The sequence below is a fragment of the Variovorax gracilis genome, assembly GCF_030317115.1.
Classification (GTDB): Bacteria; Pseudomonadota; Gammaproteobacteria; order Burkholderiales; family Burkholderiaceae_C; genus Variovorax; species Variovorax gracilis.
This window is the reverse complement of sequence record NZ_JASZYF010000033.1, coordinates 1-24,692: the sequence shown is the minus strand read 5'-3', so window position 1 is coordinate 24,692 and position 24,692 is coordinate 1. Positions and strand designations below refer to the sequence as shown.

General features: G+C 67.3%; 23 protein-coding genes. 16 read left to right on the top strand and 7 right to left on the bottom strand.

Annotated elements, in window-relative coordinates:
* The first annotated feature begins 12 nt into the window (after positions 1-12).
* Genes QTH97_RS31635 through QTH97_RS31625 form a run of 3 tightly spaced genes read left to right on the top strand, consistent with a single transcriptional unit; the run spans position 13 to position 2,967 of the window.
* Positions 13-987 (top strand): hydroxyacid dehydrogenase, encoded by a 975-nt coding sequence (locus QTH97_RS31635; RefSeq protein ID WP_286572553.1) that lies wholly within the window; start codon positions 13-15, stop codon positions 985-987.
* 31 nt (positions 988-1,018) lie between these two features.
* Positions 1,019-1,717 (top strand): RraA family protein, encoded by a 699-nt coding sequence (locus QTH97_RS31630; protein WP_286572552.1) that lies wholly within the window; start codon positions 1,019-1,021, stop codon positions 1,715-1,717.
* Positions 1,718-1,746: 29 nt separating this feature from the next.
* A complete protein-coding gene (locus QTH97_RS31625; protein ID WP_444813501.1) occupies positions 1,747-2,967 on the top strand; it encodes an alpha-hydroxy acid oxidase in 1,221 nt (406 codons plus the stop codon).
* Between the two features lie 20 nt (positions 2,968-2,987).
* Here the strand turns inward: QTH97_RS31625 and QTH97_RS31620 are convergent, their stop codons facing one another.
* Complete coding sequence (locus QTH97_RS31620; RefSeq protein ID WP_286572551.1) at positions 2,988-3,737, bottom strand: GntR family transcriptional regulator; 750 nt, start codon at positions 3,735-3,737, stop codon at positions 2,988-2,990.
* A 104-nt stretch (positions 3,738-3,841) separates the two neighbouring features.
* Here QTH97_RS31620 and QTH97_RS31615 point away from each other — a divergent pair, with 104 nt between their 5' ends.
* The 4 genes from QTH97_RS31615 to QTH97_RS31600 are packed head-to-tail and all read left to right on the top strand — an operon-like array spanning position 3,842 to position 9,034.
* A complete protein-coding gene (locus QTH97_RS31615; RefSeq protein WP_286572550.1) occupies positions 3,842-5,218 on the top strand; it encodes a class-II fumarase/aspartase family protein in 1,377 nt (458 codons plus the stop codon).
* Between the two features lie 19 nt (positions 5,219-5,237).
* The gene (locus tag QTH97_RS31610) at positions 5,238-6,650 is read left to right on the top strand and encodes a cation:dicarboxylate symporter family transporter (protein ID WP_286572549.1); all 1,413 of its coding nucleotides are present in this window, start codon (positions 5,238-5,240) and stop codon (positions 6,648-6,650) included.
* A 27-nt stretch (positions 6,651-6,677) separates the two neighbouring features.
* Positions 6,678-7,652 carry a tripartite tricarboxylate transporter substrate binding protein BugD gene (locus tag QTH97_RS31605; RefSeq protein WP_286572548.1) on the top strand — a complete coding sequence of 325 codons (975 nt, stop codon included), beginning with the start codon at positions 6,678-6,680 and terminating at the stop codon, positions 7,650-7,652.
* 2 nt (positions 7,653-7,654) lie between these two features.
* Entirely contained in the window at positions 7,655-9,034 is a 1,380-nt protein-coding gene (locus QTH97_RS31600) for a class II fumarate hydratase (protein WP_286572547.1), read from the top strand.
* Here QTH97_RS31600 and QTH97_RS31595 read toward each other — a convergent pair.
* Positions 9,001-10,113, bottom strand: coding sequence for a zinc-binding metallopeptidase family protein (locus QTH97_RS31595; protein ID WP_286572546.1), 1,113 nt, complete (start codon positions 10,111-10,113; stop codon positions 9,001-9,003). The two genes, QTH97_RS31600 and QTH97_RS31595, sit on opposite strands and share 34 nt — an antisense overlap.
* A gap of 207 nt (positions 10,114-10,320) precedes the next feature.
* Here QTH97_RS31595 and QTH97_RS31590 point away from each other — a divergent pair, with 207 nt between their 5' ends.
* Positions 10,321-11,595, top strand: a complete 1,275-nt coding sequence (locus tag QTH97_RS31590) for a phospholipase D-like domain-containing protein (RefSeq protein ID WP_286572545.1) — start codon at positions 10,321-10,323, stop codon at positions 11,593-11,595.
* 13 nt (positions 11,596-11,608) lie between these two features.
* Here the strand turns inward: QTH97_RS31590 and QTH97_RS31585 are convergent, their stop codons facing one another.
* Together QTH97_RS31585 and QTH97_RS31580 are read right to left on the bottom strand one after the other, a co-directional pair.
* Positions 11,609-12,589 (bottom strand): ferritin-like domain-containing protein, encoded by a 981-nt coding sequence (locus QTH97_RS31585; RefSeq protein WP_286572544.1) that lies wholly within the window; start codon positions 12,587-12,589, stop codon positions 11,609-11,611.
* Between the two features lie 143 nt (positions 12,590-12,732).
* Positions 12,733-13,854, bottom strand: coding sequence for a YihY/virulence factor BrkB family protein (locus QTH97_RS31580; protein ID WP_286572543.1), 1,122 nt, complete (start codon positions 13,852-13,854; stop codon positions 12,733-12,735).
* A gap of 248 nt (positions 13,855-14,102) precedes the next feature.
* Here QTH97_RS31580 and QTH97_RS31575 point away from each other — a divergent pair, with 248 nt between their 5' ends.
* Positions 14,103-14,861 carry a GntR family transcriptional regulator gene (locus QTH97_RS31575; protein WP_286572542.1) on the top strand — a complete coding sequence of 253 codons (759 nt, stop codon included), beginning with the start codon at positions 14,103-14,105 and terminating at the stop codon, positions 14,859-14,861.
* Between the two features lie 21 nt (positions 14,862-14,882).
* On the opposite strand, the gene QTH97_RS31570 is transcribed toward QTH97_RS31575, so the two are convergent.
* Genes QTH97_RS31570 through QTH97_RS31560 form a run of 3 tightly spaced genes read right to left on the bottom strand, consistent with a single transcriptional unit; the run spans position 14,883 to position 18,075 of the window.
* Positions 14,883-16,049, bottom strand: coding sequence for an acetyl-CoA acetyltransferase (locus QTH97_RS31570; RefSeq protein ID WP_286572541.1), 1,167 nt, complete (start codon positions 16,047-16,049; stop codon positions 14,883-14,885).
* Between the two features lie 8 nt (positions 16,050-16,057).
* Positions 16,058-17,602 (bottom strand): AMP-binding protein, encoded by a 1,545-nt coding sequence (locus tag QTH97_RS31565; protein WP_286572540.1) that lies wholly within the window; start codon positions 17,600-17,602, stop codon positions 16,058-16,060.
* Between the two features lie 14 nt (positions 17,603-17,616).
* A complete protein-coding gene (locus QTH97_RS31560; protein WP_286572539.1) occupies positions 17,617-18,075 on the bottom strand; it encodes a Zn-ribbon domain-containing OB-fold protein in 459 nt (152 codons plus the stop codon).
* 196 nt (positions 18,076-18,271) lie between these two features.
* Between QTH97_RS31560 and QTH97_RS31555 the strand changes: the two genes are divergently transcribed.
* The 7 genes from QTH97_RS31555 to QTH97_RS31525 all read left to right on the top strand — a co-directional run.
* Positions 18,272-18,499, top strand: a complete 228-nt coding sequence (locus QTH97_RS31555; protein WP_286572538.1) for an acyl-CoA carboxylase biotin carboxyl carrier protein subunit — start codon at positions 18,272-18,274, stop codon at positions 18,497-18,499.
* 40 nt (positions 18,500-18,539) lie between these two features.
* On the top strand, positions 18,540-20,132 hold the full coding sequence (locus QTH97_RS31550; protein ID WP_286572537.1) for an acyl-CoA carboxylase subunit beta: 1,593 nt from the start codon (positions 18,540-18,542) through the stop codon (positions 20,130-20,132).
* Positions 20,114-21,475 carry an MFS transporter gene (locus tag QTH97_RS31545; RefSeq protein WP_286572536.1) on the top strand — a complete coding sequence of 454 codons (1,362 nt, stop codon included), beginning with the start codon at positions 20,114-20,116 and terminating at the stop codon, positions 21,473-21,475. Before QTH97_RS31550 ends, QTH97_RS31545 begins: the two co-directional genes overlap by 19 nt.
* A gap of 37 nt (positions 21,476-21,512) precedes the next feature.
* Positions 21,513-22,541 (top strand): YeiH family protein, encoded by a 1,029-nt coding sequence (locus tag QTH97_RS31540; RefSeq protein WP_286572535.1) that lies wholly within the window; start codon positions 21,513-21,515, stop codon positions 22,539-22,541.
* 47 nt (positions 22,542-22,588) lie between these two features.
* On the top strand, positions 22,589-23,245 hold the full coding sequence (locus QTH97_RS31535; RefSeq protein ID WP_286572534.1) for a carbonic anhydrase: 657 nt from the start codon (positions 22,589-22,591) through the stop codon (positions 23,243-23,245).
* 19 nt (positions 23,246-23,264) lie between these two features.
* Positions 23,265-24,251 (top strand): Bug family tripartite tricarboxylate transporter substrate binding protein, encoded by a 987-nt coding sequence (locus QTH97_RS31530; protein ID WP_286572533.1) that lies wholly within the window; start codon positions 23,265-23,267, stop codon positions 24,249-24,251.
* 3 nt (positions 24,252-24,254) lie between these two features.
* Positions 24,255-24,692 (top strand): ABC transporter substrate-binding protein (locus QTH97_RS31525; protein ID WP_286572532.1); only part of this gene is annotated, 438 nt, incomplete at its 3' end.

The window sequence follows — 24,692 nt, the reverse complement described above, 5'->3', positions numbered from 1 at the left end:
AGGACATCACCAGTGAACCCCACCATCCTGGTCACGGCACCCAAGCTGGCGAAGGCCGGCGCCGATCTCCTGGCGCAGGCCGGCGCGCGCGTGATCTACCTGTCCGATCCCGACAGCGTGGAGGAGGTCGAACGCATCATGCAGACCGAACCCGTCGATGCGGTCATCTCGCGCACGGTGCGGCTGTCGGCGCAGGCCATTGCAGCGTGCCCGACGCTCAAGGTCATCTCCAAGCATGGCGTCGGCGTCAGCAACATCGATGTCGATGCGGCCACCGCGCGCGGCATCCCGGTGTACGTGACGCCGGGCGCCAACGCGCAGTCGGTGGCCGAGATGACGCTGGGGCTGATGTTCGCCGCGGCGCGTCGCATCGGCTGGATGGATGCCGAGCTGCATGCCGGCCGCTGGTCGCGCGCGCAGGATGGCGTCGAACTGCATGGCAAGACCCTCGGCCTGGTCGGCTTCGGCCAGATCGGCCAGCGCGTGGCCATGGTGTGCCTCGCGCTCGGCATGGACGTCGTGGCGTTCGACCCGGCGCTGGCCGGCGGCAAGAGCCCGGTCGAGCGTGTGCGGCTGCTTCCATCGCTGGACGCGATGCTCCCGCTGGTCGACGTGCTCAGCCTGCACGTGCCGCTCAACAAGCACACCCGCGACATGCTGCGCGCCGAGCAGTTCGCGGCGATGCGGCGCGGCGCCATCCTCGTCAACACCGCGCGCGGCGAGGTGGTCGACGAGCCGGCGCTGATCGCCGCATTGCAAAGCGGCCAACTGCATGCGGCGGGCCTCGACACCATGGCGACCGAGCCGCTGCCCCCCGACAGCCCGCTGGCCGCATTGCCCAACGTCGTGCTGACGCCGCATGTCGGCGGCTCCACGCCGGCCGCTCTCGCGGGCATGGCGAGCGGCGCCGCGCGCAACGTGCTCGGCTGGCTGCAGGGCCAACCGGCCGATGCGTCCGCCTGCGTCAATCCCCAGGTCTTTTCCTGATACCCGCCGTCCTCACGTTCCCGGAGATCCCATGAGCAACGAAACCACCGTCCAGTGGCCCGCCGGCTACCGCATCCATCCCCGTGCCGAAGGGCCCACTGCCGAGGTCGTGTCAGCCTTCCGCGACATCCCGGTCGCGGCGATCGGCGACGCCATGAGCCGCAACATCGGCACCATCGGCTTGCGCCAGTATCACGCGCGGCTCGACACCGTGCTGTGCGGCCCGGCCGTCACGGTGCGCGTGCGCCCCGGCGACAACCTGATGATCCACAAGGCGCTGATGATGGTGCAGCCCGGTGATGTGCTCGTGATCGATGGCGGCGGCGACGTGTCGCAGGCATTGGTCGGCGGGCTGATCCGCACGACCTGCCTCTTCAAGCGGCTCGGCGGCCTCGTCATCGATGGCGCGGTGCGCGACCTCTGCGAATGGGCGGAGGAGGGCATGCCGATCTTTGCGCGCGGCCACACGCACCGTGGCCCGAGCAAGGACGGCCCCGGCGAGATCAACGTGCCGGTCTCGTGCGCCGGCCTTGCCGTGCTGCCGGGCGACCTGATCGTCGGCGATGCCGATGGCGTCATTGCCATCCCGGCCGCCGAGTGTGCCGACGTCCTCGCGCGAAGCCGCGCGCACCTGGTCAAGGAAGCGAAGATCCGTGCAGACAACGCGGCAGGCAGGTCCGACCCCGAGCGTTTTGACGCGACCTTGCGCGCCAAGGGCTTGCCGGTGTGAGCGCCGCCGTGACGACCTCATCGACCGGCCTGGAGAAATTCGCGGCGCCGAGTTCGTCCGCGCCGACTGGCGCAGGCGCGCGGAAGCTGCCGCGCAGGCTGCGCCGCATGCTGTCTCTGGACGATTTCGAGCACGCGGCACGCCGCTTCCTGCCCGCGCCCATCTTTGCCTACGTGTCGGGCGGCTGCGAAACGAACCGCTCGCTGCGCGCCAATCGCAGCGCCTTCGAGGGCTTCGCGTGGGTGCCCCGCATCCTGACGGACACCTCCGCGCGCACGCTCGCCACGCCCTTGCTCGGGCGGCAGTACGCGGCGCCATTCGGCATCGCGCCCATGGGCATCAGCGCGCTATCGGCCTACCGCGGCGACCTGGTGCAGGCGCAGGCGGCCGCGGCCGCCAACGTGCCGATGATCCTCAGCGGCACCTCCCTGATTCCGATGGAGGAGATTGCCCGCGCCAATCCGGGTGCATGGTTCCAGGCCTACGTGCCCGGGGAGCCGGAGCGCATCCTCAAGCTGCTCGACCGGGTGGAGCGCGCCGGCTTCGGCACGCTCGTGGTCACGGTGGACACGCCCGTCTCGGGCAACCGCGAGAACAACATCCGCGCCGGCTTCTCCACCCCTTTGCGACCGAGCCTGCGCCTGGCGCTGGATGGCATCACGCACCCCGGGTGGCTTTGCGGGACGGCACTCCGCACGCTGCTCACGCAAGGCATGCCGCATTTCGAGAACTCGCAGGCCACGCGCGGTGCGCCGATCCTCTCGTCCAGCGTGATGCGCGACTTCGGCGCGCGCGACCACCTGAACTGGGAGCACTTCGCGCTGATACGCCGGCGCTGGAAGGGCCCGCTGGTCGTCAAGGGCATCCTCGACCCGCGCGATGCACTGCAGGCGAGCGAGCATGGGGCCGACGGCGTCATCCTGTCGAACCACGGCGGGCGGCAGCTCGACGGCGCGGTGTCGCCGATGCAGGTGTTGCCGGCGGTCGTCGAAGCGCTCGGCAAGGACTATCCCGTGATGATCGACAGCGGCTTCCGTCGTGGCAACGACGTGCTGCTCGCGCTGGCGCTCGGTGCCAGGTTCGTCTTCGTCGGGCGGCCTTTCAACTACGCCGGCGCGGTGGCGGGGCAGGCCGGCGTGGAGCACGCCATCGGCATCCTGGCGTCGGAAATCATGCGCAACATGGCGCTGATCGGGGTTCAAAGTCCCGCGGGCGTGTCTCGCCGGAACCTCTTCGAAAGCGCGGCGTAGCCGCAGCCCCTTCTCCCCTTCTATCGGCGCAGTTGCATCGACACCGAGAACCGGTCCGCCGGATGCACCGAGACGGAGATCTCGAAGACATCGCCCTCGTCGTCGAAATAGCGTCGAACGATCTTCAGCGCCGTCGTGCCGGTCTTCACCTGGAGCTTGTCGGCCATGGCGCCATCGGTGATCGTGAACGCGCGCACGTCCTGGTGGATCTCCGCGATATGCCGGTCATAGCGGTCCTCGATCAGTGAGCTGATCAGCGAATCGGGAGAGGCCCGGACCACCTCGGCGATGTCGGCATAGCCGGGGTCGATGTAGACGTCGGTCCAGCCGATCGGCAGCGCGTCCTCGTCGCCCACCATCCGCAGGCTCGAAATGCGCAGCCAGGGCGCGCCATCGGCGCAGCCCAGCTCGCGGGCGAGTTCGCCGGTGACCGTCGTCGGCCCGATCGCCTGCACCACGCGCTGGTGCTCGGCACCGAACTGCACCAGGTCGTCGACCGATGCCAGGGACGGCCTGAACCTGGGCCTTGGCTTCGCCGAGACCACGCGCGTGCCCACGTTCTTGCGCCGCGACACCAGTCCCAGCTCCTGCAACTCCGCCAGCGCGGCGCGCACGGTGTGGCGGCTGGTGCCGTAGTGCTTGCACAACTCCAGTTCGGTAGGCAGCAGCGTCCCCACGGCGAAGTGCCCCGACGTGATGCCTTCGGTCAGGTGGCGGGCGATGTTCGAGAAGTTGGCCTTCTGCGGGGCCGGTTCGTGAGCGTCGTTCATGGGCTTAAGGGTATACCCCATTTGGAAATTATGTCCGAACATATTACAGTGAAGATATGTCCGGACATATTGACGTCCGCCCCACACCACTCCACGAGGTCCCCATGTCCACTCCTTCGCTTCCCATGGCCAGCACGGTCGTCGACTCCATCCTGTTCCGCGATGCATTCGGCACGCAGAAGATGCGCCAGCTCTTCTCGGACGGCGCACTGATCCAGCGCTACATCGATGCCGAGATCGCCCTGGCGAAGGCGGAGGCCCGCTGCGGCGTCATCCCCGCGGAGGCGGCCGAAGTCATCGAACGCGAATCCAGGATCGATCGCATCGACTTCGACCACATGCGCCACGAGACGGACATCGTGGGCTATCCGATCCTCCCGCTCGTCCACCAGCTGGTTGCGATGTGCGGCGAATCGGGCCGCTATGTGCACTGGGGCGCGACCACGCAGGACATCATGGACACCGCCGTCGCGCTGCAGGTGCGCGATGCGCTCGACAGCGTGGGCGAGGACATCCGCGAGCTGCGCGGCATCCTGAGTGTGCTGGCGAAGAAGCACCGCGACACGCCGATGGCGGGCCGCACCCACCTGCAGCAGGCGCTGCCGGTGACCTTCGGCTACAAGGTGGCGATCTGGCTCGCGATGTTCGACCGGCACCAGGAGCGCCTCGCCGAGTTGCGGCCTCGCGTGGCGGTGGTCGAGTTCGCGGGTGCCGCCGGCACGCTGGCCTCGCTCGGCGACAAGGGCTTCGAAGTGCAGAAGGCGATGGCCGAGGAGCTGAAGCTCGGCGTGCCCGCCACCACCTGGCACGTGGCCCGCGACGGCTTCGCCGAGGCGGTGAACCTGCTGGCGATCATCACGGGCTCGCTCGGCAAGATCGCGCTCGACATCATGATCATGGCGTCGACCGAGTTCGCCGAGGTCTACGAACCCTTCGTCAAGGGGCGCGGCGCGTCGAGCACGATGCCGCAGAAGCGCAACCCGATCTCCAGCGAGTTGATGCTGGCCGCCTCCAAGGCGGTGCGCCAGCACGCCGGGCTGATGATCGATGCGATGGTGCAGGACTTCGAGCGCGCCACCGGCCCGTGGCATGCCGAGTGGATTGCCATCCCTGAGAGCTTCATCCTCACGTCGGGCGCCTTGCACCAGGCCAAGTTCGCGCTCGGCGGCCTCATCGTCGACGAGGCCCGCATGGCCCACAATCTCGGCATCACCAAGGGCCTGATCGTGGCCGAGGCCGTGATGATGGGCATGGCCCCGCACATCGGCCGGCAGCAGGCGCACGACGTGGTCTACGACGCCTGCCGCACCGTGAACGACAAGGGCGGCACGCTGGCCGAAGCCCTCGCGGCCCTGCCCGAAGTCACGAAGCACTTCGACCGCGCCACCATCGATCGCCTCACCGATCCGGCCAACTACCTCGGCCTGGCGCCGCAGATGGTGGATCGCGCGCTGGCGCTGTCCGCCGAAGTCAGCGCCTGAGGCGCGGGAGAGAGACAAGATGACAACCACCACCACCACACTCGAAGCGCCCCTGGCTCCCGCCCGCAAGCTGCCCTGGTACCGCAAGCTGGGCATGCAGGTGCTGGTCTCGCTGGTGCTCGGCATCGTCGTTGGCTTCGCCTTCCCGAAGTTCGCCTCGCAACTCAAGTTGCTGGGCGACATGTTCCTATCGCTCATCAAGGCGGGCGTCGCACCGCTCGTGTTCCTCACCATCGTGCACGGCATCGCATCGGCCGGCGATGTGAAGAGTGCAGGGCGCGTCGGCTGGCGATCGATCGTCTACTTCGAGGTGATTTCCACCATCGCGCTGGTCGTCGGGCTGCTGGCGGGCAATCTGCTGGGCATCGGCAAGGGCATGACCACGGTGGCGGGAGGCGCTGCAGCTCCTGTGGCGAAGGCCGCGGCGCCGCAAGGCTTCCTGGAGTTCATGGCCCATATCGTTCCCGACAACTTCGTCGGTGCCTTCGCCAAAGGCGAGCTGCTGCAGGTCGTCGTCCTCGCGGTGATGGTCGGCATCGGCATCCTCGCGATTCCCGAAGGCCGCCGCGAAAAGGTCAACGGCGGACTGGACTACATCTCGGAAGTGCTGTTCTCGTTCATCAACCTCGTGATGAAACTGGCACCGATCGGCACCTTCGGCGCCGTCGCGTACTCGGTCGGCAGCAATGGCAGCGCGGTGCTGATCGCGCTGGCGCAACTGGTGCTGAGCTTCTATGCCGTCATCGCGCTGTTCATCGCCGTCGTGCTCGGCCTCATCGCGAAGATCGCCGGCTTCAGCCTCTGGCGCTTCCTGCGCTACATCAAGGACGAGATCCTGATCGTGCTCGGCACGGCATCGTCGGAAAGCGCCTTGCCCCGCCTGTTGATCAAGCTCGAACGTCTGGGCTGCGCCAAGCAGACCGTCGGACTGGTGCTGCCCACCGGCTATGCCTTCAACCTCGACGGCACGTCGATCTTCATGGCGATGGGGGTGATGTTCATCTCGCACGCGTACGGCGTTCCGCTGTCGCTGGACCACCAGATCGGCATCCTGCTGCTGATGCTGCTGACCTCCAAGGGCGCGGCCACGGTGTCGGGCGGCTCGTTCGTCGTGTTCGCGGCGACCGTGACCTCCACCGGCATTCTCCCGGTCGAAGGACTGGCGGTGATCTTCGGCGTCTACCGCTTCCTGTCGATGGCGATCTCGACCTGCAACACCATCGGCAACAGCGTGGCGGTCGTGGTCGTCGCGAAATGGTCGGGCACCTTCGACCCGAAGGTTGCCGAGCGGCATCTCTATCCCGAGCGCTTCCCGGCGATCGCCGCCGCGGATGCACAACTGGACGACGGCAACCTGCTGCCCGAGGACATGAAGGACACCAATCCCCACCCGACCGGCATCGACATGCGTTCGCCGGCGGCTGCCCACTGACCCCGATCCCACCTGAAGGAATTCATCATGAAGTCGAACTGGAAACTTGGCGCGCTCGCGCTGGCCTTCGTTGCTGGCGGCGCTGTCGCGCAGTCCTATCCGGCGAAGCCGGTCACCTGGATCGTGCCCTTCGCCGCGGGCGGACCGACCGATGCGCTGGCACGCAGCATCGCGGAGCGCGTGGCGCGGGAACTGGGGCAACCCATCGTCATCGACAACACGCCCGGCGCGGGCGGCACGGTCGGCGCGGCCAAGGCTGCGCGCGCCGCTCCCGACGGCTACACGATGCTGGTCGGCCACATGGGGTACATGGGCGCCGCGCCCGCCCTGTACAAGAAGCTCAACTACGACCCGGTGAAGGACTTTGCGCCGGTGTTCCGCTTTCCCGATACGCCGCTGGTGCTGATGGTCCGCAAGGAGCATCCGGCCAAGGACATCAAGGCGCTGGTCGACTTCGGCAAGGCCAACCCGGACAAGCTGTTCATCAGCAACGCAGGTGTCGGCTCCAGCTCGCACCTGATCGCGGCGCTGTTCGCGTCGACCGCGGGCATCAAGATCTCGCAGGTTCCGTACAAGGGCGCGGGCCCCGCGCTGATCGACGTGATCGGCGGGCAGGTGGACGGCATCTTCGACCAGACCAACACCGCGTTGCCGCAGATCAAGGAGGCGAAGGTGCGTCCGCTGGCGGTCACGTCGAAGGTGCGCCTTCCGCAGCTGAAGGACGTGCCGACGCTGGCCGAGACCGTGCTGCCGGGCTTCGAGGCATCGACGTGGTATGGCGTCTACTCGCCGAAGGGCACGCCGCAGGCCGTGCTGGACAAGGTGCAGGCGGCCTACCAGAAGGTGATGACCGACAAGGCCTTCACCGACAAGATGTCGGAGCAGGCCATCCAGTTGCTGCCCGCGGAGCAGTACACCGGCGCGGCGCTGGGCAAGCACACCGAAAGCGAGGTCGCGCGATGGAAGTCGGTTGCGGCCAAGACCAACATCTCCCTGGACTGATCATGGGCGCCGTACGCGTCGAGAGCGATGCCTTCGGCCCGGTCGAGATTCCCGCTGACCGCTACTGGGGTGCGCAGACGCAGCGCGCGCTTGGCATCTTCGAGGTCGGCGAGGAGCGCTTTCCGGCCTCCCTGATCCACGCGTTCGGGCTCCAGAAGATGGCCGCCGCGCAGGCCAACCTGCGTTGCGGAGCGTTGCCGCCCGAACTGACGGAGCCCATCGTGGCCGCTGCGGCCGAGTTGCGCGACGGGCGCTTCGATGCGGACTTCCCGCTCACGGTCTGGCAGACCGGCTCCGGCACCCAGACCAACATGAATGCGAACGAGGTCATCGCGAACCGGGCGAACGAACTGCTGGGACAGCCGCTGGGCACGAAGTCGCCGCTGCATCCCAACGACCACGTCAATGCATCGCAATCGTCGAACGACAGTTTCCCGACCGTCATGCATGTGGTCACGGTGCTGGAACTGGAGCAACGGCTGAAGCCATCGCTCATGCTGCTGCACGGCAGCCTGCAACGGCGCGCCGACGCCTTTGCCGATGTGCGCAAGATCGCTCGAACCCACCTGATGGACGCGGTGCCCATGACGATGGGCCAGGCTTTCGACACCTTCGCCCGCCAGGTCGCCCACGGGATCGACCGGATCGACGCCGCCCTGCCGCGGCTCCGGTTGCTGCCGCAGGGTGGGACGGCCGCCGGCACCGGCCTGAACGCGCCACCCCGTTTCGACGTGTTCTTCTGCGAGGAGATCAGTGCGCTCACCGGCTGCGAGTTCCGGCCCAACCCATCGAAGTTCGAAGGCATGGCCGCGCACGACGCCCTGGTCGAAGCGTCGGGCGCGCTGAACGTCATCGCGACTTCACTGATCAAGATCGCGAACGACGTGCGCTGGCTCGGGTCCGGGCCGCGTTCCGGGCTGGGCGAGCTGAAGATCCCGGACGACGGCCTGACGAGCTCGATCATGCCGGGCAAGCGCAATCCGACGATTGCGGAGGTGCTGGCACAGGCCTGCATGCAGGTCATCGGAAACCACGCGACCATCACCATGGCCAACGCGTCAGGCAACTTCGAACTCAATGTCGCCAAGCCGGTGCTCATCGCCAATCTGCTGCAGTCGATTCGCGTGCTGGCCGATGCGTCGCGCGTGTTCGCCCGGCGTCTGGTCGAGGGCACCGAGGTGGACCGCGCGCGGCTGGCGGGCAACGTCGAGAACGCGCTGTTGCAGGTGACGGCGCTGAACCCGCTGATCGGTTACGACAAGGTCGCGAAGATCGCCGCCGCGGCACTCGCGCAAGGCATCAGCCCGCGAGCGGCGGCGCTGTCGCTCGGGTTCGTGGACGAGGCGACTTACGACCGGGTGGTGGGAGCGTCGTCGCGATAGCGCGGAAGGAAGTTCATCGGGACGCTGCCCGAACTGCCCGCGCGGACGACACGGTGGATGAAGTCGAGCTTCTCGATCACCGGCGGGACGACGATGAACGGGTAACTGTCGTGCGCGCCGAGGCTGCGATCCATCGCGTTGATGAACTGGGACACCGGCAGCCACTGTTCGACCACGGCGTCCCGGATGGACTCGGCCTGCAGCGCGAGCGGGCGCACCTGGAGGGCAGGGCCGGACGGGAGAGCGAAGTCCAGTCGTGCGCCCCAGGAGGCGGCAGTTTCCAGGCCATCCACCATGTGCAGGTAGTGGGCCCAGGTCTCGGCCCAGTCCTCCCACGGGTGCGAGCTGGCGTATGCGCTGATGAAGCGCAGGGGCCAGTCCGCCACGGGCGAGGCATAGTGCTTCTTCAATGCTTCCTCGTAGTCCGCACGTTCGTCGCCGAACAGCGCCCGGTATTCGTCGATCCACTGGGTGCGCCGCACCAGGCGATCCCAGTAGTAGTGGCCGATCTCGTGCCGGAAGTGGCCGAGCAGCGTGCGATAGGGCTCGTGCATCGACATGCGGATATGCTCGCGGCGCGCGTCGTCGGCTTCGGCGATGTTGAGCGTGATGACGCCTTCGTCGTGCCCGGTGAGGACGCGCTCCTTCGGGTCCGCCTGTTCGAGAAACTCGAAAGACAGGCCGTTGGCGGGGTCCTCGAGCTTGTTGGGTGTCGGCAGCACCAGCTCCACGAGCGTATAGAAGAGGCGCCGCTTCGCCTGTTCGAGCGCGGCCCAGTAGCCACGGTTCTCCGGCTTCGTGAGCGCGGGAATGGTGTGCGTGGTGCGGCACGACAGGCAATGCCCGTGAGCGCTGCCGGCGGGCACCAACCAGTTGCACACGCTCTCCTTGCGGTTCACGCAGGGGCGGTAGTCGGCTCCGGGGTGGCCCAGGCGGCGCCATGAATCCTCGTCCGCCACCTCGAAGGCGAGCATGAGTTGCTCATCCGGCGCGTACCCCAGTGTCGAGCCGCAGGTTTCGCAGCTCAGGTTCTCGAAGAAAACGCGATTGCTGCAATTCGAACAGGTCAACTGCTTCATGGGTTCCGTGCTCTGGATGTTGCAACGCAGCATTGTCGACCACCGAGCGCGGGCCATCGCCACGGACGTCTCCCCGCTCGCGCGTGGGACGAAGTGCCGTCCCCTTGTCGCGGCGTCGTCCTACCGAGCTTGATGACGCCCGGGGTGCGTGAGAGAGACATCCGGCGTGCAAACTGCAGCCCCATCGCCCGCCACCCATGAACCCCCATGCGAAGCCGCACGAAAGCCATTTTCTGGACGCTCTTCCTCTCGGTTGCCGCAACCGTCCTGGTGCTCGCCTTCACTGGCGGTGAAAAGAAGCTCGACGAGCAGGTGACCCGCGAATACGCACTGCACGATGCGCAGTACCAGCGGGCGCTGGGCGTCATGCTCGGGCCGCCCATCACGGACGGCAATCGCTTCGAGGCACTTTACAACGGCGACCGGATCTTCCCGCCCATGCTGGCCGCCATTCGTGGCGCGCGGCAGAGCATCACCTTCGAAACCTACATCTACTGGTCGGGCGACATCGGGCGCGCGTTCGCCGATGCATTGGCCGAGCGCTCGCGGGCCGGCGTCAAGGTGCACGTGCTGCTCGACTGGGTGGGCAGCGCGAAGGTGGACGAAGCTTTCGTGAAGGAGATGGAAGGCGCGGGCGTGCAGATCCGCAAGTTCCACAAGCCGAACTGGTACGACATCACCCGCATGAACAACCGCACGCACCGCAAGCTCCTGGTGGTCGACGGGCGTGTCGGCTTCACCGGCGGCGTCGGCATCGCTCCCGCCTGGACCGGCAATGCGCAGGACGCGGAACACTGGCGCGATTCCCACTTCAAGGTCGAAGGGCCCGTCGTCGCGCAGATGCAGGCCGTCTTCATGGACAACTGGATCAAGGTGTCGGGCGACGTCCTGCACGGAGAACGCTACTTTCCGGCGATCGAAAAGGCGGGCAATGGCCGGGCCCAGATGTTCAGCAGCTCGCCTTCCGGAGGGAGCGAGAGCATGCACCTGATGTATCTGCTGTCCATCGCGGCGGCGACGAAGAGCATCGATCTGGCCAGCGCCTATTTCGTTCCGGACGACTTGACCGTGGGCGCGCTGGTCGCCGCGATGCAGCGCGGGGTGCGCGTGCGCATCATCACGCCGGGACCGATCATGGATTCCCAAACCGTCCGCGGGGCGTCGCGGGCGGCCTGGGGACCCCTGCTCGAAGCGGGGGCCGAGATCAGCGAATACCAGCCGACCATGTTCCATTGCAAGGTCTTCACGGTCGATGGACTGCTGGTGTCGGTCGGGTCGACGAACTTCGACAACCGTTCATTCCGACTCAACGACGAAGCGAACCTCAACATCTACGACGCGGCTTTCGCATCGATGCAAACGGTCCAGTTCGAGGCGGACCTGAAGCAATCGAAGCGCATCACTCTCGCCGCGTGGCGCGAGCGGCCGTTGTCGGAGAAAGCGTTGGAGCACCTGGCCGCGTTGCTTTCTGCGCAACTCTGAGGCGTGCGTCGAGTCAGGAGGTCCGCTCGCGTGCGGCGTTCCTCAGATCGCGAATGAGATCGTGGTTTCGCTGCGCGCCGTCCGCCTGCTTCTGGACGAGGGCACGCACATCCGCGGGCAGGCTTTGCTTCAGCGCCTTGCGGTAGCGGGCCACCGCCGAATCCTCGCCGCGCTCGCAGGATTCCAGGATGGATAGTTCGCTGTCGGCGCCGACAGAGCCCTTGACTTGGACCCAACCCCGATGCATGGCCCCTGCCGCAGTGCCGCCCGACGCCGCCTCGCCGCCATACGCCTTGATCATTTGCATCAATTCCACCCCAGCCTGCCGGCAACCTTCCGCGCGATTGGCGAAAAGTTGCTTGGCGTCGGCAGTCTCGACCTGCTCCGCGCAAGTGCGGAATCCGTATTCCCCGTCGCGCGCGTTCTCCAGCAGGTCGTTCAGCACATCCACCACGTCGTCGTTGGAGAGATCTTCGTGGCTCACGATGTCACTGCCGTTGGCCTGCGTCGCATAGTAGGTCTCGTCCGCACGGTTCCAGGCTGCTTCCGCAGCCGGGCGGGCCTCGGTCCAGTCGAGCCTCGAAGCGCCGCGGCGGCTCTCCCATTCCGATGCCAGCCCGGGCTCTGCGGCACGGAAGTCGGCACCCCCGACGCTGCGTCCGGTCCAACCCGCCTCGTAGGCCGGACCGTAGTCCTCCCACGGCCGGCTTCGGTCGTAGTACAGCTCCTTGGTGTAGTTCTCGCGCCAATACGTCTCCTCGGCGGTCGGGTTCACGCCTTCGGCCACGGCCTTGCCGCCCAGGCCGCCGGCGACCGCGCCGGCCACGAGGCCGACCACCGTTCCCACGGGGCCGGCGAGCGAGCCCGCGGCAGCCCCGGCGATCGCACCGCCGGTCGCTCCCAGGCCTGTGCCGACCGGATGTGCGCCGGGTGCGCCGGTGATCGGATCGCGATTGGGTGTGCCATTGCCGAGTCGGCCGTCATCTGTTGCCATGCTGTCTCCTTGGTTGCCCTTGACGGGCGAAAAGAAAGAACTCTTCGAGGAAGAGGCCACAGGTCACGGTAGATAGACCACCGGCACCATGGAGTCATCGACATCGTCCAGCGTGTGTAGGGCAAAGCCGGTGGTGGCCATGACTAGCGTCGACGGGCAATCCTTCGCTGATGCCTGGTCCAGCGCGCGGCGAGCACGTTGCCGATCGTGACGGCAGCGAGCAGCACCAACTGCCGGGTGAGGAGCCGGGTGGCCTGCGCCACGCGTCGATCGACCTCGCGCTGCGCGGCCGCGGTCCGGGCGATGCCCGCGTAGTCCGGAAGCGGCTCCCTCGTCGCATGGGCCGCAGTCTCCATGCCGGGACCCGTGCCCGCATGGGCCCGCGCGTCCGCCGCGGTGCCGTCCATGGCCCTGGCCCCTGCGAGCGAGCCGTGTGAATCCGCGTAGGCCTTCGTGAACTCCGCGCCAAGCAGGAAAATCTGCGCCGCGTAGTAGACCCACGCCACGAGCACGACGAGCGAGCCGGCGGCGGCGAAGGACTCGCTGACCCCGCTCTTGCCCAGGTAGAGACCGATCAGCAGCTTGCCGAGTTCGAACAGCAGCGCGGTGACGAAGGCTCCGATCCAGACATCGCGCCAGCCGATCGCGGCCGTCGGCATCAACTTAAAGATCATGGCGAAGAGCAAGGTGAATATGCCGATGGAGATCACCTCGTTGCTGCCCTGCAGGAGGATCTCCCAGCCCGGAAGCAATCCGCCGAACCAGGCGTCGAAGGCTGCGAGCGCCGCGCTGACCGCCAGCGAAACGATGAGCAGGAAGGCCAGGCCGAGGATCAGCCCGAACGACAGGACACGCGCCCGCAGCACGGCCCACACGCCCGATGGCTTCTCCCGCTCCGGGACGTGCCATATGCGATCCAGTGCGCTTTGGAGTTCGGCGAAGACCGTCGTGGCGCCGACGAGGAGCACGCCGACGCTGATGGCGCCCGCGACCAGGCCCCTCTCCGGCTCGCTCGCGCTGCGCAGCAAGGCCTCGACCGCCGTCGCGCCGTCCTGGCCGACCATGCCGCCGATCTGCGTGACGATCGCTCCCTGCGCCGCGTCGCGACCGAACACCGCACCGGCAATGGCGATCACGATGACCAGCAGCGGCGCCATCGAGAAGATGGTGTAGTAGGAGATCGCGGCGCCCATGCTCGGCGCGAAGTCATCGATCCAGGCCATCACCGCCTTCCGGCAAAGACCGAGAAATTCCTTCGGCTTCATGATGGATCACCCCTCTTGTTCAGCGCTCGCCGATGAACGTAGGATTCGCGCCCGCCGCAGGCGGTCAGCGTGCGCGGACGAACGCTGTCAGCCACTCTCTTCACTTTCCTTTCGCTATGTCGTGGGACATTGACAAGCGACTTTCCGCATTCGCATGCAGTTGTGGTCTAATCGCATGCTTACATTGGGGTTGTTGACAATTGTTGTCACATCCCCGCAATCCAGGCACCCCCGATACGACCAAGACCATGGCCTCGACCCGAAACCCAAGTGCCATCGGCGGCACCGCCCGAGCGGAAGCCGAAGCGCAGCCGGCGCGCGCCAAGCAGCCGCTTCGTCAGTTGATGACGCTGCCGGAGCAGATCGCCGAACGCATCTTCACCGCCATCGCCGATGGCGAGTACGAACCCGGCGAGCGTATTCGCGAAGAAGCGCTGGCCGAGCAGTTCGAAGTCAGCCGTGGTCCGGTGCGCGAGGCCTTGCGCATCCTGGAGAAGGATTCGGTCGTCCGCATCCTGCCCAACCGGGGGGCGCACGTCACGCAGCTCTCGTCCAAGGAAGTCGCCGACATCTTCGAGATCCGCCGCAAGTTGTCGGCGGCAATGGTGGCCCGGCTTTCCGCCGAGGAGGCGGCGCGTGTCGCGGCCGCCATCGACGCCGACGTCCGCGCGCTCGACGCGCTGGCGCAGGACGAGGGCGGGGACGCCGAGTACTTCCAGACCTCCTACCGCCTCAGCCGCGTCCTGCGGGAGTCGTGCACCAACGAGCGCCTTGCCGAGATCCTTGCGTCGCTGTCGCGCCAGACATTGCGCTACACGCAGCTGGGCTTGGCCACGCAGGCGCGCCGCAGGGAATCGGCGCGCAACTGGAAGTCCATGCAGAAGGCCTTGAAGGCGGGCAACGTGGAGGTCGCTGCCGAAGCCGTCGAAAAGCTGATCGAGGATTCGAAGCGAGAGGCGATGAAGCAACTGGAAGCGCGGCAGGGCAGCGCAACCACCAACTCATAAGCGATCGCGGGCTGGGGGCGATCAAACCCCCAGGATCATCACCATGTAGGCGGACATCACCAGGCCACCCGCCTGCAGCAGGCAGTTGCGCGCGTTCGGCACCTGCCGCTCGCCGCACTCGCCGCGCAACTGCCGCACCGACTCGATCATCAGCGGCATGCCGAACATGCCACCGTGGTTGAAGGACAGGCCGCCGCCCGAGGTGTTCATCGGAAACGCACCGCCCGGCGCGATGCGCCCACCCTGCACGAAGGCGCCGCTCTCGCCGCGCTCGCAGAAACCCAGCGCTTCGAGCCCGATCAGCACGTTGATCGTGAAAGCGTCGTAGATCTGCACGAGGTCGATGTCGGAATGGCCGAGGCCCGCACGCTCCATGGCCAGCCGGCCCATTTCGGCGAGCACGCCGTTGTCGATCCAGTCATCCGTGCCGAAAGGCGTGGCGTGCTGGATGTATTGCTCGGCAAAGCCCTGCACCAGCACCGGCTTGCGGGGCAACTCCTTGGCGCGATCGGCCCGCACCAGCACGACCGCGCCGGCGCTGTCCGTGACCTGGCAGATGTCGAACTTGCGCAGCGGGTCCGCGATCATCGGGGCTGCCAGATAGTCCTCCATCAACAGCGGCGAGCGCGCGATGGCGTTCGGATTGAGCTGCGCCCAGCGCCTCGCCGCCAGCGCGACCTCGCCCAGGTCCTCGGCGCGCGTGCCGTAGCGGTGCATGTGCAGGCGTGCCTGCATCGCGTAGAAGCCGATCGGGCTCAGCATGCCGTAGGGCTGGATGAACTGCCCGGGCGGCATGCGCGCATCCTGCGCGTGGCCGCCTCGGGAGCGGCTGCGGTCCAGCCGCTGCGTGCTGCCGTAGGTGATGAGCGCGGCATTGCACAGGCCCGCCTCCATCGCCGCCATCGCGTGGGCGACGTGGGTGAGGTTCGATTGCCCGCCGACGACAGTGCTGTCGACGTAGCTCGGCTTCAGGCCCATGTACTCCGTCACGAGCAGGCCGGCCGCGCGGTCGTCCCAGTGGGCGAACACGCCGTCGATGTCGGTGGGCTTCAGTCCCGCGTCCAGGATGGCTCGGCGCGCCGCCTCGCATTGCAGCGACAGGGCCGTGTCTCCGGGCCGGGCCTTGCCCATGCCGGCCTCGCCGACGCCGGCAATCGCATATCGGCCGCTGAGAGCTTTGGGGTCCATGTCTGACCTCAGACCCGTGCCGAATCGGCAGCCAGTTGGGCTCGAACGTCTTTCTTGAGCACCTTGCCCACGGGGCTGCGGGGCAGGGTGGGCCAGAACTCCACCTGCTTGGGCGTCTTCAGGCTGCCGAAGCGCTTCTTGCACATCTCGATGATCTCGTCGGCCGTTGCAGCGGTGCCTTGCTTGAGTTCGATCACCGCGGTCAGGCGTTCGCCCCAGTCGGCGTCGGGCACGCCGACCACCACGCAGTCCTGCACGGCGGGGTGGCCCCAGATCACCTGCTCGATCTCGCTCGGGTAGATGTTGAAGCCGCCGGAGATGACCATGTCCTTCTTGCGGTCGACGACGTACAGGAAGCCGTTCTCGTCGAACACGCCGATGTCGCCCGTGTGGTGCCAGCCGAAGGCGCGCGCCTCGGCCGTCGCTTCGGGGTTGTTGTAGTAACCGGGCGAGACCAGGTCGCCCCGCGCGACGATCTCGCCGCGTTCGCCGGTCGGCACGATATTGCCGGCATCGTCCATCAGCGCGACTTCGCAGGCGCCGGAAGGGCGGCCGGCGGATGCGAGGTGCTTGTCGAGTTCGGGGTCGTCGTGCACGAAGTGGTCCTTGCGCGACAGGCAGGTGATCACGCCGGGCACTTCAGACTGGCCGTAGCTCTGCATGAACACCTGGCCCCAGCGCGCGAGACCTTCGCGCAGCTTGTCGACCGACATCGGCGCCGCGCCGTACAGCACGTACTCCAGCGAGGAACAGTCGCGCGTCGCCACGTCCGGGTGGGCCAGCAGGCGATAGATCATGGTGGGCGGCAGGAAGATGTGCGTGACCCGCTCGCGCTCGATCGCCTCCAGGATCACGCCCGGGTCGGCCGAAGGGGCGATCACGTTGCGCGCGCCGAAGCGTGCCAGCGCGACCATCGTCGCACCCGCCGCGTGCGTGAGCGGCGCGACGACGAGGTGCACAGGGTCCTTGCGCGGCGGCGTGAACTGATTGGTAATGCGGTAGGCCGTCTCGAGCGAGCGGTGGCTCTGCATGATCGCCTTCGGCCGGCCCGTGGTGCCGCCGGAGGACTTGATGAGCGCGATGTCGTCGGGCTCCCGGCGCACGTCGACGCGCCGGCCGGCGTATTTCTTCAACCATTGCGTGATGGTGTGGCCGCCGGCTTCCAGCGGCTCGGTCAGGCCGATCACGCGCTTCAGCGTCGGGATCTCGGCCTTCATGCGCGCGAGGTGGGGTGCGTACTGCTCGTGGCAGATGAGCACCGTCACTTCGCAGAACCTGGCGAACCAGACGATGTCCTCGATCGGATCGCGCGCATTGAGCGGCACGTAGACCGCGCCGCTGCGCATCACGCCCAGCATCGCGGGCAGGACCATCGGATGATTCGGGGACAGCACGGCGACGTGAGTGCCTGGCTGCACGTCGCGCACCAGGGCGGCGGCCACCGCGTGGGAGGCATCGGCGGCCTCGCGGTAGCTGAGCTGCAGGCCGCCGCCTTGCACGAAGACGCGGTCCGGGAATGCCGTCGCGCCGGCGTCGAAGGAATCAATGATCATGTTGTCTCCAGTATTCAAAAATGGTCCGGGCGGCCGGTGCCTTCGGCGGCGGCCAGGTCGCCGCCCGTGAGGCGGAACATCGGCAGGGCGATCTCGCTGCTGATGCGCTCGAAGCAGACCTGTACCGGCGCGCCGACGGCGAGGTGGTCCAGGTCCGAGGCGACGATGCCCGCCAGCATGCGCACGCCCTCGTCGAGTTCGACCATCCCGATCGCGTAGGGGATGCGCGTCTCGAACGCGGGGTGGCCGGCGACGTGGCACACGGTGTAGGTGTAGATGTGGCCCGAGCCGCTGGCCGGCACCCATTCGATTTCTTCCGACAGGCATTCCGTGCAGAAGCGGCGCGGATAGAACTGGTGGCGCGCGCAGGCAGGGCAGTACTGGAGCTTGAGCGTGCCTTCCAGCGCCGCGCCCCAGTAGTGCGCGGTCTCGGCGGTGGGAATCGGCACGGGGCGCGCCGGAGTCGGGTTCATCGGCTTTTTCTCTGTTTCGCTTGCGGTCGGGGCCATGGGGTTTGTCTCTGTTCGGACGGGTGTGCCGCCTCGTGGGCGCAGCACGCTGCTGCAATGTTTCGATTAGATCATGGGCACATTCATCTTGTCAACAATCTGAATGTCGAGTAAAGTTCGGCCATCGGCACTCCGCCGCCACACCACGAGGCACTCGAACATGACCACTGCGACAAAGATCCGCTCCGACATCACCGGCACCGTCTGGAAGATCCTGGTGAAGCCAGGCGACGTCCTCCAGGCCGACGACACCCTGATGGTTCTCGAATCCATGAAGATGGAAATCCCAGTGGTGGCCCCCGAGGCCGGCCGCGTGATCGAAATCCTCATCGCCGAGGGCGCGCCCGTGCGCGAAGGCCAGGAAATCGCGCTCTTCGAAGAGGAATGAGCGCCATGAAGAACCAGCGCGCAGCCAAGGGAGCATCCGCATGAGCCTCACATTCGCACCAGCCGACGCGGCCGTCAATGCCGCCGCTTTCGGCGTTTCCAGCCACGAAGAACAGCGGGCCGAACTCGACAGCCGGATCCGCACCGCGCTCGCCATGGGCGGCGCGGACAAGCTCGCGCAGCGTCGGGCCAGCGGCCACCTCAACGCACGCGAGCGCATCGATCAACTGCTGGACGCCGGCTCTTTCAGCGAAACCGGCATGCTGGCCGTTTCGGTGCTGCCTGCCGACCGCGAAAGCTCGCCGGCCGATGCCAAGGTCACCGGCACCGGCCGCATCGAGGGGCGGCGCGTGGCGGTCGTGTCGAATGACATGACGGTCAAGGGCGCGTCGTCGTCGGCCGTGAACATGCGCAAGATCTCCCGCCTCAAGGACACGGCCAATCGCAGCGGCATGCCGCTGATCTTCCTCGGCGAATCCAGCGGTTCCCGGGTGCCCGACAGCCTGGGTGCCGAGGCGATGGCGGCAGCCGGCCAAGACCCGCAGCAGTACTGCCGCCGCCGCGAAACCCCCTGGGTCAGCGCCGTGCTCGGCCCCTGCCTGGGCTCATCGACCTGGTACACCTGCCTGTCCGATTTCGTGGTGATGCGCAAGGGCGCGTTCCTCGCGGTGTCGAGCGCAAGAGTCACCTCGCTCGCGATCGGCGAAACCGTGGACCCCGAAGAACTCGGAGGATGGAAGCTGCACGCCGAGCAGACGGGCCTGGTGGACAGGGTCGTCGGCAGCGACGCGGAAGCCTTGGCCGAGATCCGCCGCTTCCTCGGCTACCTGCCGTCGCACGCGGGTGCCCGTCCACCCAGGCGGCCTGCCGCCGAGGCGGTCGCGCCCGATGCCGACAGGCTGGTCGAGTTCGTGCCCTCCGCGCGCAGCAAGACCTACGACATGCGCAAGGTGATTGCCGGCATCGTCGACGAAGGCAGTTTCTTCAACCTGAAGGACCGCTTCGGCCGCGCCGCCGTCACCGGGCTGGCACGGCTCGACGGCGAGAGCGTGGGCATCGTGGCCTCGAACCCGATGTTCAAGGGCGGCGCGATGGACCCGGAAGCCTGCCGGAAGGTCACGGCGTTCCTGGTGATGTGCGATTCCTTCAACATTCCGATCGTCTTCCTGGTCGATACGCCGGGCTTCCTCGTCGGCATCGAGGGCGAGCGCAAGGCGGCGCCGGCGCACATCATGAACATGATCCATGCCGTGCAGCTCTGCAATGTGCCCAAGCTGTCGGTGATCCTGCGCAAGAGCTACGGCCAGGCCTACATCAACATGGGCGGCGGCCGCAACAGCGACGCGGTGGCCGCCTGGACCAGCGCCGACGCCAGCTTCATGGATCCGCAGATCGGCGTCAGCGTCCTCTACGGCATCAAGCGCGAGGACGACCCCGCGCGTTTCGATCAACTGAAGGCCGAACTGGCACGCGACACCTCGGCCTACGCGCTGGCCGGCGCCTTCGGCGTGCAGTCGGTCATCGCGCCGCAGCAGACCCGCGCATGGCTCGTGGACGGGCTGGCCACGCACCGGCGCGACCGCAATGGCGGCATCGGCGAGCACGAGATGCGCTCGTGGCCGACCTATCTCTGAGCCAGAACCCGGACAACCAAGAGACAAACCCGATGAATCCCGCACTGTCGGCCGCCGACACCCACGTCGTCCCCAACGAACCCCGGCGCCTTTCGCGCGTCTACATGTGGGCCGTCTTCGCGCTCACCTTCGGGCTGATGCTGTCCGACTACCTGTCGCGCCAGGTCATCGGCGCCGTCATGCCAGCCCTCAAGGCCGAGTGGGGCCTGTCGGACGCCCAGCTTGGCATGCTCGTGAGCGTGGTCTCGCTCACTGTGGGTGTGCTGACGGTGCCGATCTCGCTGATCGCCGATCGGTGGGGGCGGGTCAGGAGCATCACGCTCATGGCCGTCGTGTGGTGCCTCGCGACCATCGCCTGCGGCCTTGCGCAGAGCCACGCGCAGCTACTGACGGCCCGCGCCTTCGTGGGGCTCGGCGAAGCCGCCTACGGCGCCGCTGGGGCCGCGCTGCTCGCGCATGTGTTTCCGGCGAAGCAGCGGGCTGCCGTGCTGGGTGCTTTCCTCTCGGCGAGCCTGTTCGGCTCGGTGCTCGGCGTCGTCCTCGGGGGCGCCATCGCGGCGCAGTCCGGCTGGCGCATGGCCTTCTTCGCCGTGGGCGCGCCCGGGCTGGTGCTGGCGCTGATCTACCCCTTCGTCGTGCGCGACTACAAGAACGCCGCCTTGCCCCAGGAGGCCGGCGCCACGTTGAAGGGGACGGGCCTGGGCCGGATCGTGCGCGAGGTGTTCGCATCGCGCTCGGGCAATTTCGCCTTCCTCGCGAGCGGGCTGCAGATGGCGATGCCCGGGATGCTCATTGCGTGGCTGCCGACCTATTTCGTCCGCTTCCACGGCATGGATGTGAAGAAGGCCGCGCTCATGGCCGGCGTCGCGGTACTCGCGTCGGGCGTGGGGATGATCTTCGGCGGCGGACTGGCCGACCGGCTGAGCGCCCGGCATCCCCGTCGCCGTGCGCTGGTGCCGGCCGCCTATTCGGCGCTGACGGCACTGATCCTGATCGTCGCCTTTTCGCTGCCGCCCGGTCCGCTGGGGCTGGGCCTGATCTTCCTCGGCGCCTTGTTCGCCGCGGCGCAGGGCGGTTGTTCCGCGGCCATTGCCTGCGATGTCACGCACCCTGGCGTGCGGGCGACGGTGACGGCGACGATGGCGCTGGCCAACAACCTGATCGGACTGGCGCCCGGGCCGCTGATCGTTGGCGTGCTGTCCGACGTGCTGGGCCTCCAGCGCGCACTGTCGCTGGCGCCGTTGCTCGCGCTCGCGGCCGCGGTCTTCTTCGTGCTGGTTTCGCGCAGCTACGAGTCGGACGTGGCGCGCCAGCGCGCCAGGGCTGCGCAGGAAGCGGCTTGAGCGCCGTTTCGCCGTCCTCGATCGCGAGTCCCATCCCATGAACCTCTCCCTCACGCTCACCGGCTGGCGACAGCCCGCGCGCACCAATTTCCACGGCATCCTGATGTCGGTGGTGGTGGCCGTCGCCGCGATCTCGCTGGCCGATCACTATCGCGTTTCGGCCATGCTCTTTGCCTTGCTGCTCGGCATGGCGCTGAACTTCCTCTCGACCGAAGGCCGCTGCGTCCCGGGCATCCGTTTTTCCGCGAGCACGCTGCTGCGCATCGGTGTCGCGTTGCTGGGCGTGCGCATCACGCTGGCGCAGATCACGGCGCTGGGCGCCATGCCGATCGCCATGGTCGTGCTGTCGGTGGCGCTGACGATCGGCTTCGGCATGGTCCTCGCAAGGATGCTCGGCTACCGCAACCGCTTCGGCGTGCTGACGGGCGGGGCCGTGGGCATCTGCGGGGCATCGGCGGCGATGGCGATCGCCGCCGTGATGCCGGCGCAGGCAGACGACAACGTGAAGGAGCGCGCCACCATCTTCACGGTCATCGGCGTCAGCACGCTCTCTACGGCCGCGATGGTGCTCTACCCGATGCTGGTCGCCGCGCTCGGCTTCGGCGGGCAGCATGCCGGCGTATTCCTGGGCGGCACGATCCACGACGTGGCGCAGGTGGTCGGCGCAGGCTACGGCATGTCGAAAGAGACCGGCGACGTCGCGACCATCGTCAAGCTGCTGAGGGTCGCGATGCTGCTGCCGGTGATCCTGGTCATCACGCTGTCGTACCGCAAGGCCCATGTCGCCAGCCCGGCCGGCGGGCCGAAGCCGCCCTTGCTGCCGTGGTTCGTGGTGGCTTTCGCGCTGCTCGTTGCCGCCAACAGCGCCGGCCTCATTCCTGCCGCACTGCAGCAAGCGCTGCAGACGCTCTCCACCTGGCTGCTGGTGATCTCGATGGCCGCGATCGGCATGAAATCGCACCTGAAGGATTTCGCCACCGTGGGCCTGAAGCCCATCGTGCTGATGGTGAGCGAAACGATATTCCTCGCGGTCCTCGTGACCGCATTCATCTTCTTCACACGCTGAGGCCCCGCATGCAAGATTTCGTCAAACCGGAAAGGCAGGCAACGCCCATGACCACCGCCCATGAAGCACTGCAGCGCCTGCGCGAAGGAAACGAGCGTTTTGCCTCCGAGGTTCACACCGGCGAGCGCTTCCTGCACCGCATGCGGCGCGCCAAGACCAACTTCGAGCAGAAGCCCTTCGCAATCATCCTCGGCTGCTCCGATTCGCGCGTGCCCGTCGAGATCGTGTTCGACCAGGACCTCGGCGACCTGTTCGTCATCCGCGTCGCCGGCAACATCGCCGCTCCTTCGCAACTGGGCAGCATCGAGTTCGCCGCGGCGGAATTCGGGACGCCGCTGGTCGTGGTGATGGGGCACACGCACTGCGGCGCGATTCTCGGGACGCTGGAGCAGTTGCGCCGGCCGACCGAGGCCCGCTCGCCGCACCTGCGATTCATTGCCGATCGAATCCGGCCCGCAGTGGCCGACCTTCTGGCTCCAAAACTGGGCCACGACCGGGAGACGCTGATCCGGAAAAGCGTCCAGGCGAACGTCCGCCAGTCGGTCGAGCAATTGCGCCACGGTTCGAAGATTCTCGAGCGCCTCATCGGCGCGGGCCAGCTTCACGTCGTCGGCGCCGAGTATTCGCTGGAAACAGGCCGGGTCGAGTTCTTCGACGCGCTGCCCGATCCCGGATCGGCTCCCCAACATTCCCCCAACGATTGAACTTCCACAGGAGACACACATGCCTTCCATCCTTCACCGCCGCCGCCTGGGCGCCGCCCTGGCCGCCGCGCTCGCGTTGCTGGCCGCCCCTTCGGCTTTTCCGCAAGCCCCTTCCGACAAGGCGGCGCGCATCATCGTGGCGGGGCCGCCGGGGGGCTCGCTGGAGGTCGTCTCGCGGCTCCTGGCCGAAGGCTTGCAGAAGGAGATGGGCAAGCCCGTCATCGTCGAGACGAAGCCCGGCGCCGGCGGTGCGGTGGCGGTCAACGACCTGATGCAGTCGCCGCACGACGGCAACACGATGATCGTCTCGCTCGACGCGATGGTCAGCGAGATCCCTCATATCGTGAAGCTGCGTTTCGACATGGGCAAGGAAGTCAAGCCGCTGGCCGAGTTGGCACGCGGCGGGCTGGTGATGGTGGGCAATCCCTCCGTGCCGGCGAAGAACGTCGCGGACGTCATCGCCTATGTGAAGGCCAATCCCGGCAAGGTCAGCTACGCCTCCTACAGCCCCGGCACCGTGTCGCACGTCATGGGACTGCAACTCAACAAGGCCGCCGGCATCGACATGGTGCACGTCGGCTACAAGGGAACGCCGCCGGCGTTGGCCGACCTGATGGGCGGGCACGTCCAGCTGATGTTCGCGGGCATCCCGAACGCCATTCCGCTCATCAAGGGCGGCAAGATCGTGCCCTACGCAGTGAGCCTGCCGCAGCGCTCGCCGAACCTGCCCGATGTGCCGACCTTCGCCGAGCTGGGCTACCCGCAGATCGAGGCGACGGCCTGGATGGGCCTGTGGGTCACGCCTGATGTTCCTGCTGCCGCCCAGGCTCATCTGCGCGACGCGGCGCTGAAGGTGATGGCGCAACCCGCCACCCGCGAACGACTGAGGGAGTTCGGGCTCGACGCGGGCCAGCCGCGGATGCCGGACGAGCTGGCGAAGTCGCTGCGCTCGGACTACGAGCGCATCGGCGCCGTGCTGAAGTCGATCGATTTCAAGCCCGAGTAAGCCATGGACACGATGCGCCGCCAGGCGCTGAAATTCGTTGTCGCGTCCATCGGCGCAGCGCTGGCCGCTCCGGGCCTTGCCCAGTCCGCGGGGCCGATTCGCCTGGCGCTCGTCGAGAGCATGAGCGGCCCTTTCGCCAACACCGGCGAGGCGGTGTTCCGCAACATCCTGTGGGCGGTCGAGAGAGTCAATGCGCGCGGCGGCGTCAAGCTGCCGGGCGGCGCGCGCTTCCTGCAACTGGACCGCTACGACAGCAAGGGCCAGAACGAAGAGGCGCTCTCGGCGTTGCGCGCCGCGATGGACGATGGCGCGCGCATCGTGCTGCAGGGCAACTCGTCGGCCACCGCGGCCGCGCTGATCGACGCGATCGAGAAGAACAACGAGCGCGATCCGGCCCGGCGGGTGCTTTTTCTCAACTACTCGGCGGTCGACCCGGTGCTC

What these genes read in the sequence shown, in the direction of transcription:
- QTH97_RS31630 (WP_286572552.1), top strand. Translation starts at nt 1,019, where the DNA reads ATGAGCAACGAAACCACCGTCCAGTGGCCCGCCGGCTACCGCATCCAT.
- QTH97_RS31620 (WP_286572551.1), bottom strand. Translation starts at nt 3,737, where the DNA reads ATGAACGACGCTCACGAACCGGCCCCGCAGAAGGCCAACTTCTCGAAC.
- QTH97_RS31615 (WP_286572550.1), top strand. Translation starts at nt 3,842, where the DNA reads ATGTCCACTCCTTCGCTTCCCATGGCCAGCACGGTCGTCGACTCCATC.
- QTH97_RS31610 (WP_286572549.1), top strand. Translation starts at nt 5,238, where the DNA reads ATGACAACCACCACCACCACACTCGAAGCGCCCCTGGCTCCCGCCCGC.
- QTH97_RS31605 (WP_286572548.1), top strand. Translation starts at nt 6,678, where the DNA reads ATGAAGTCGAACTGGAAACTTGGCGCGCTCGCGCTGGCCTTCGTTGCT.
- QTH97_RS31600 (WP_286572547.1), top strand. Translation starts at nt 7,655, where the DNA reads ATGGGCGCCGTACGCGTCGAGAGCGATGCCTTCGGCCCGGTCGAGATT.
- QTH97_RS31595 (WP_286572546.1), bottom strand. Translation starts at nt 10,113, where the DNA reads ATGAAGCAGTTGACCTGTTCGAATTGCAGCAATCGCGTTTTCTTCGAG.
- QTH97_RS31590 (WP_286572545.1), top strand. Translation starts at nt 10,321, where the DNA reads ATGCGAAGCCGCACGAAAGCCATTTTCTGGACGCTCTTCCTCTCGGTT.
- QTH97_RS31585 (WP_286572544.1), bottom strand. Translation starts at nt 12,589, where the DNA reads ATGGCAACAGATGACGGCCGACTCGGCAATGGCACACCCAATCGCGAT.
- QTH97_RS31580 (WP_286572543.1), bottom strand. Translation starts at nt 13,854, where the DNA reads ATGAAGCCGAAGGAATTTCTCGGTCTTTGCCGGAAGGCGGTGATGGCC.
- QTH97_RS31575 (WP_286572542.1), top strand. Translation starts at nt 14,103, where the DNA reads ATGGCCTCGACCCGAAACCCAAGTGCCATCGGCGGCACCGCCCGAGCG.
- QTH97_RS31570 (WP_286572541.1), bottom strand. Translation starts at nt 16,049, where the DNA reads ATGGACCCCAAAGCTCTCAGCGGCCGATATGCGATTGCCGGCGTCGGC.
- QTH97_RS31565 (WP_286572540.1), bottom strand. Translation starts at nt 17,602, where the DNA reads ATGATCATTGATTCCTTCGACGCCGGCGCGACGGCATTCCCGGACCGC.
- QTH97_RS31560 (WP_286572539.1), bottom strand. Translation starts at nt 18,075, where the DNA reads ATGAACCCGACTCCGGCGCGCCCCGTGCCGATTCCCACCGCCGAGACC.
- QTH97_RS31555 (WP_286572538.1), top strand. Translation starts at nt 18,272, where the DNA reads ATGACCACTGCGACAAAGATCCGCTCCGACATCACCGGCACCGTCTGG.
- QTH97_RS31550 (WP_286572537.1), top strand. Translation starts at nt 18,540, where the DNA reads ATGAGCCTCACATTCGCACCAGCCGACGCGGCCGTCAATGCCGCCGCT.
- QTH97_RS31540 (WP_286572535.1), top strand. Translation starts at nt 21,513, where the DNA reads ATGAACCTCTCCCTCACGCTCACCGGCTGGCGACAGCCCGCGCGCACC.
- QTH97_RS31535 (WP_286572534.1), top strand. Translation starts at nt 22,589, where the DNA reads ATGACCACCGCCCATGAAGCACTGCAGCGCCTGCGCGAAGGAAACGAG.
- QTH97_RS31530 (WP_286572533.1), top strand. Translation starts at nt 23,265, where the DNA reads ATGCCTTCCATCCTTCACCGCCGCCGCCTGGGCGCCGCCCTGGCCGCC.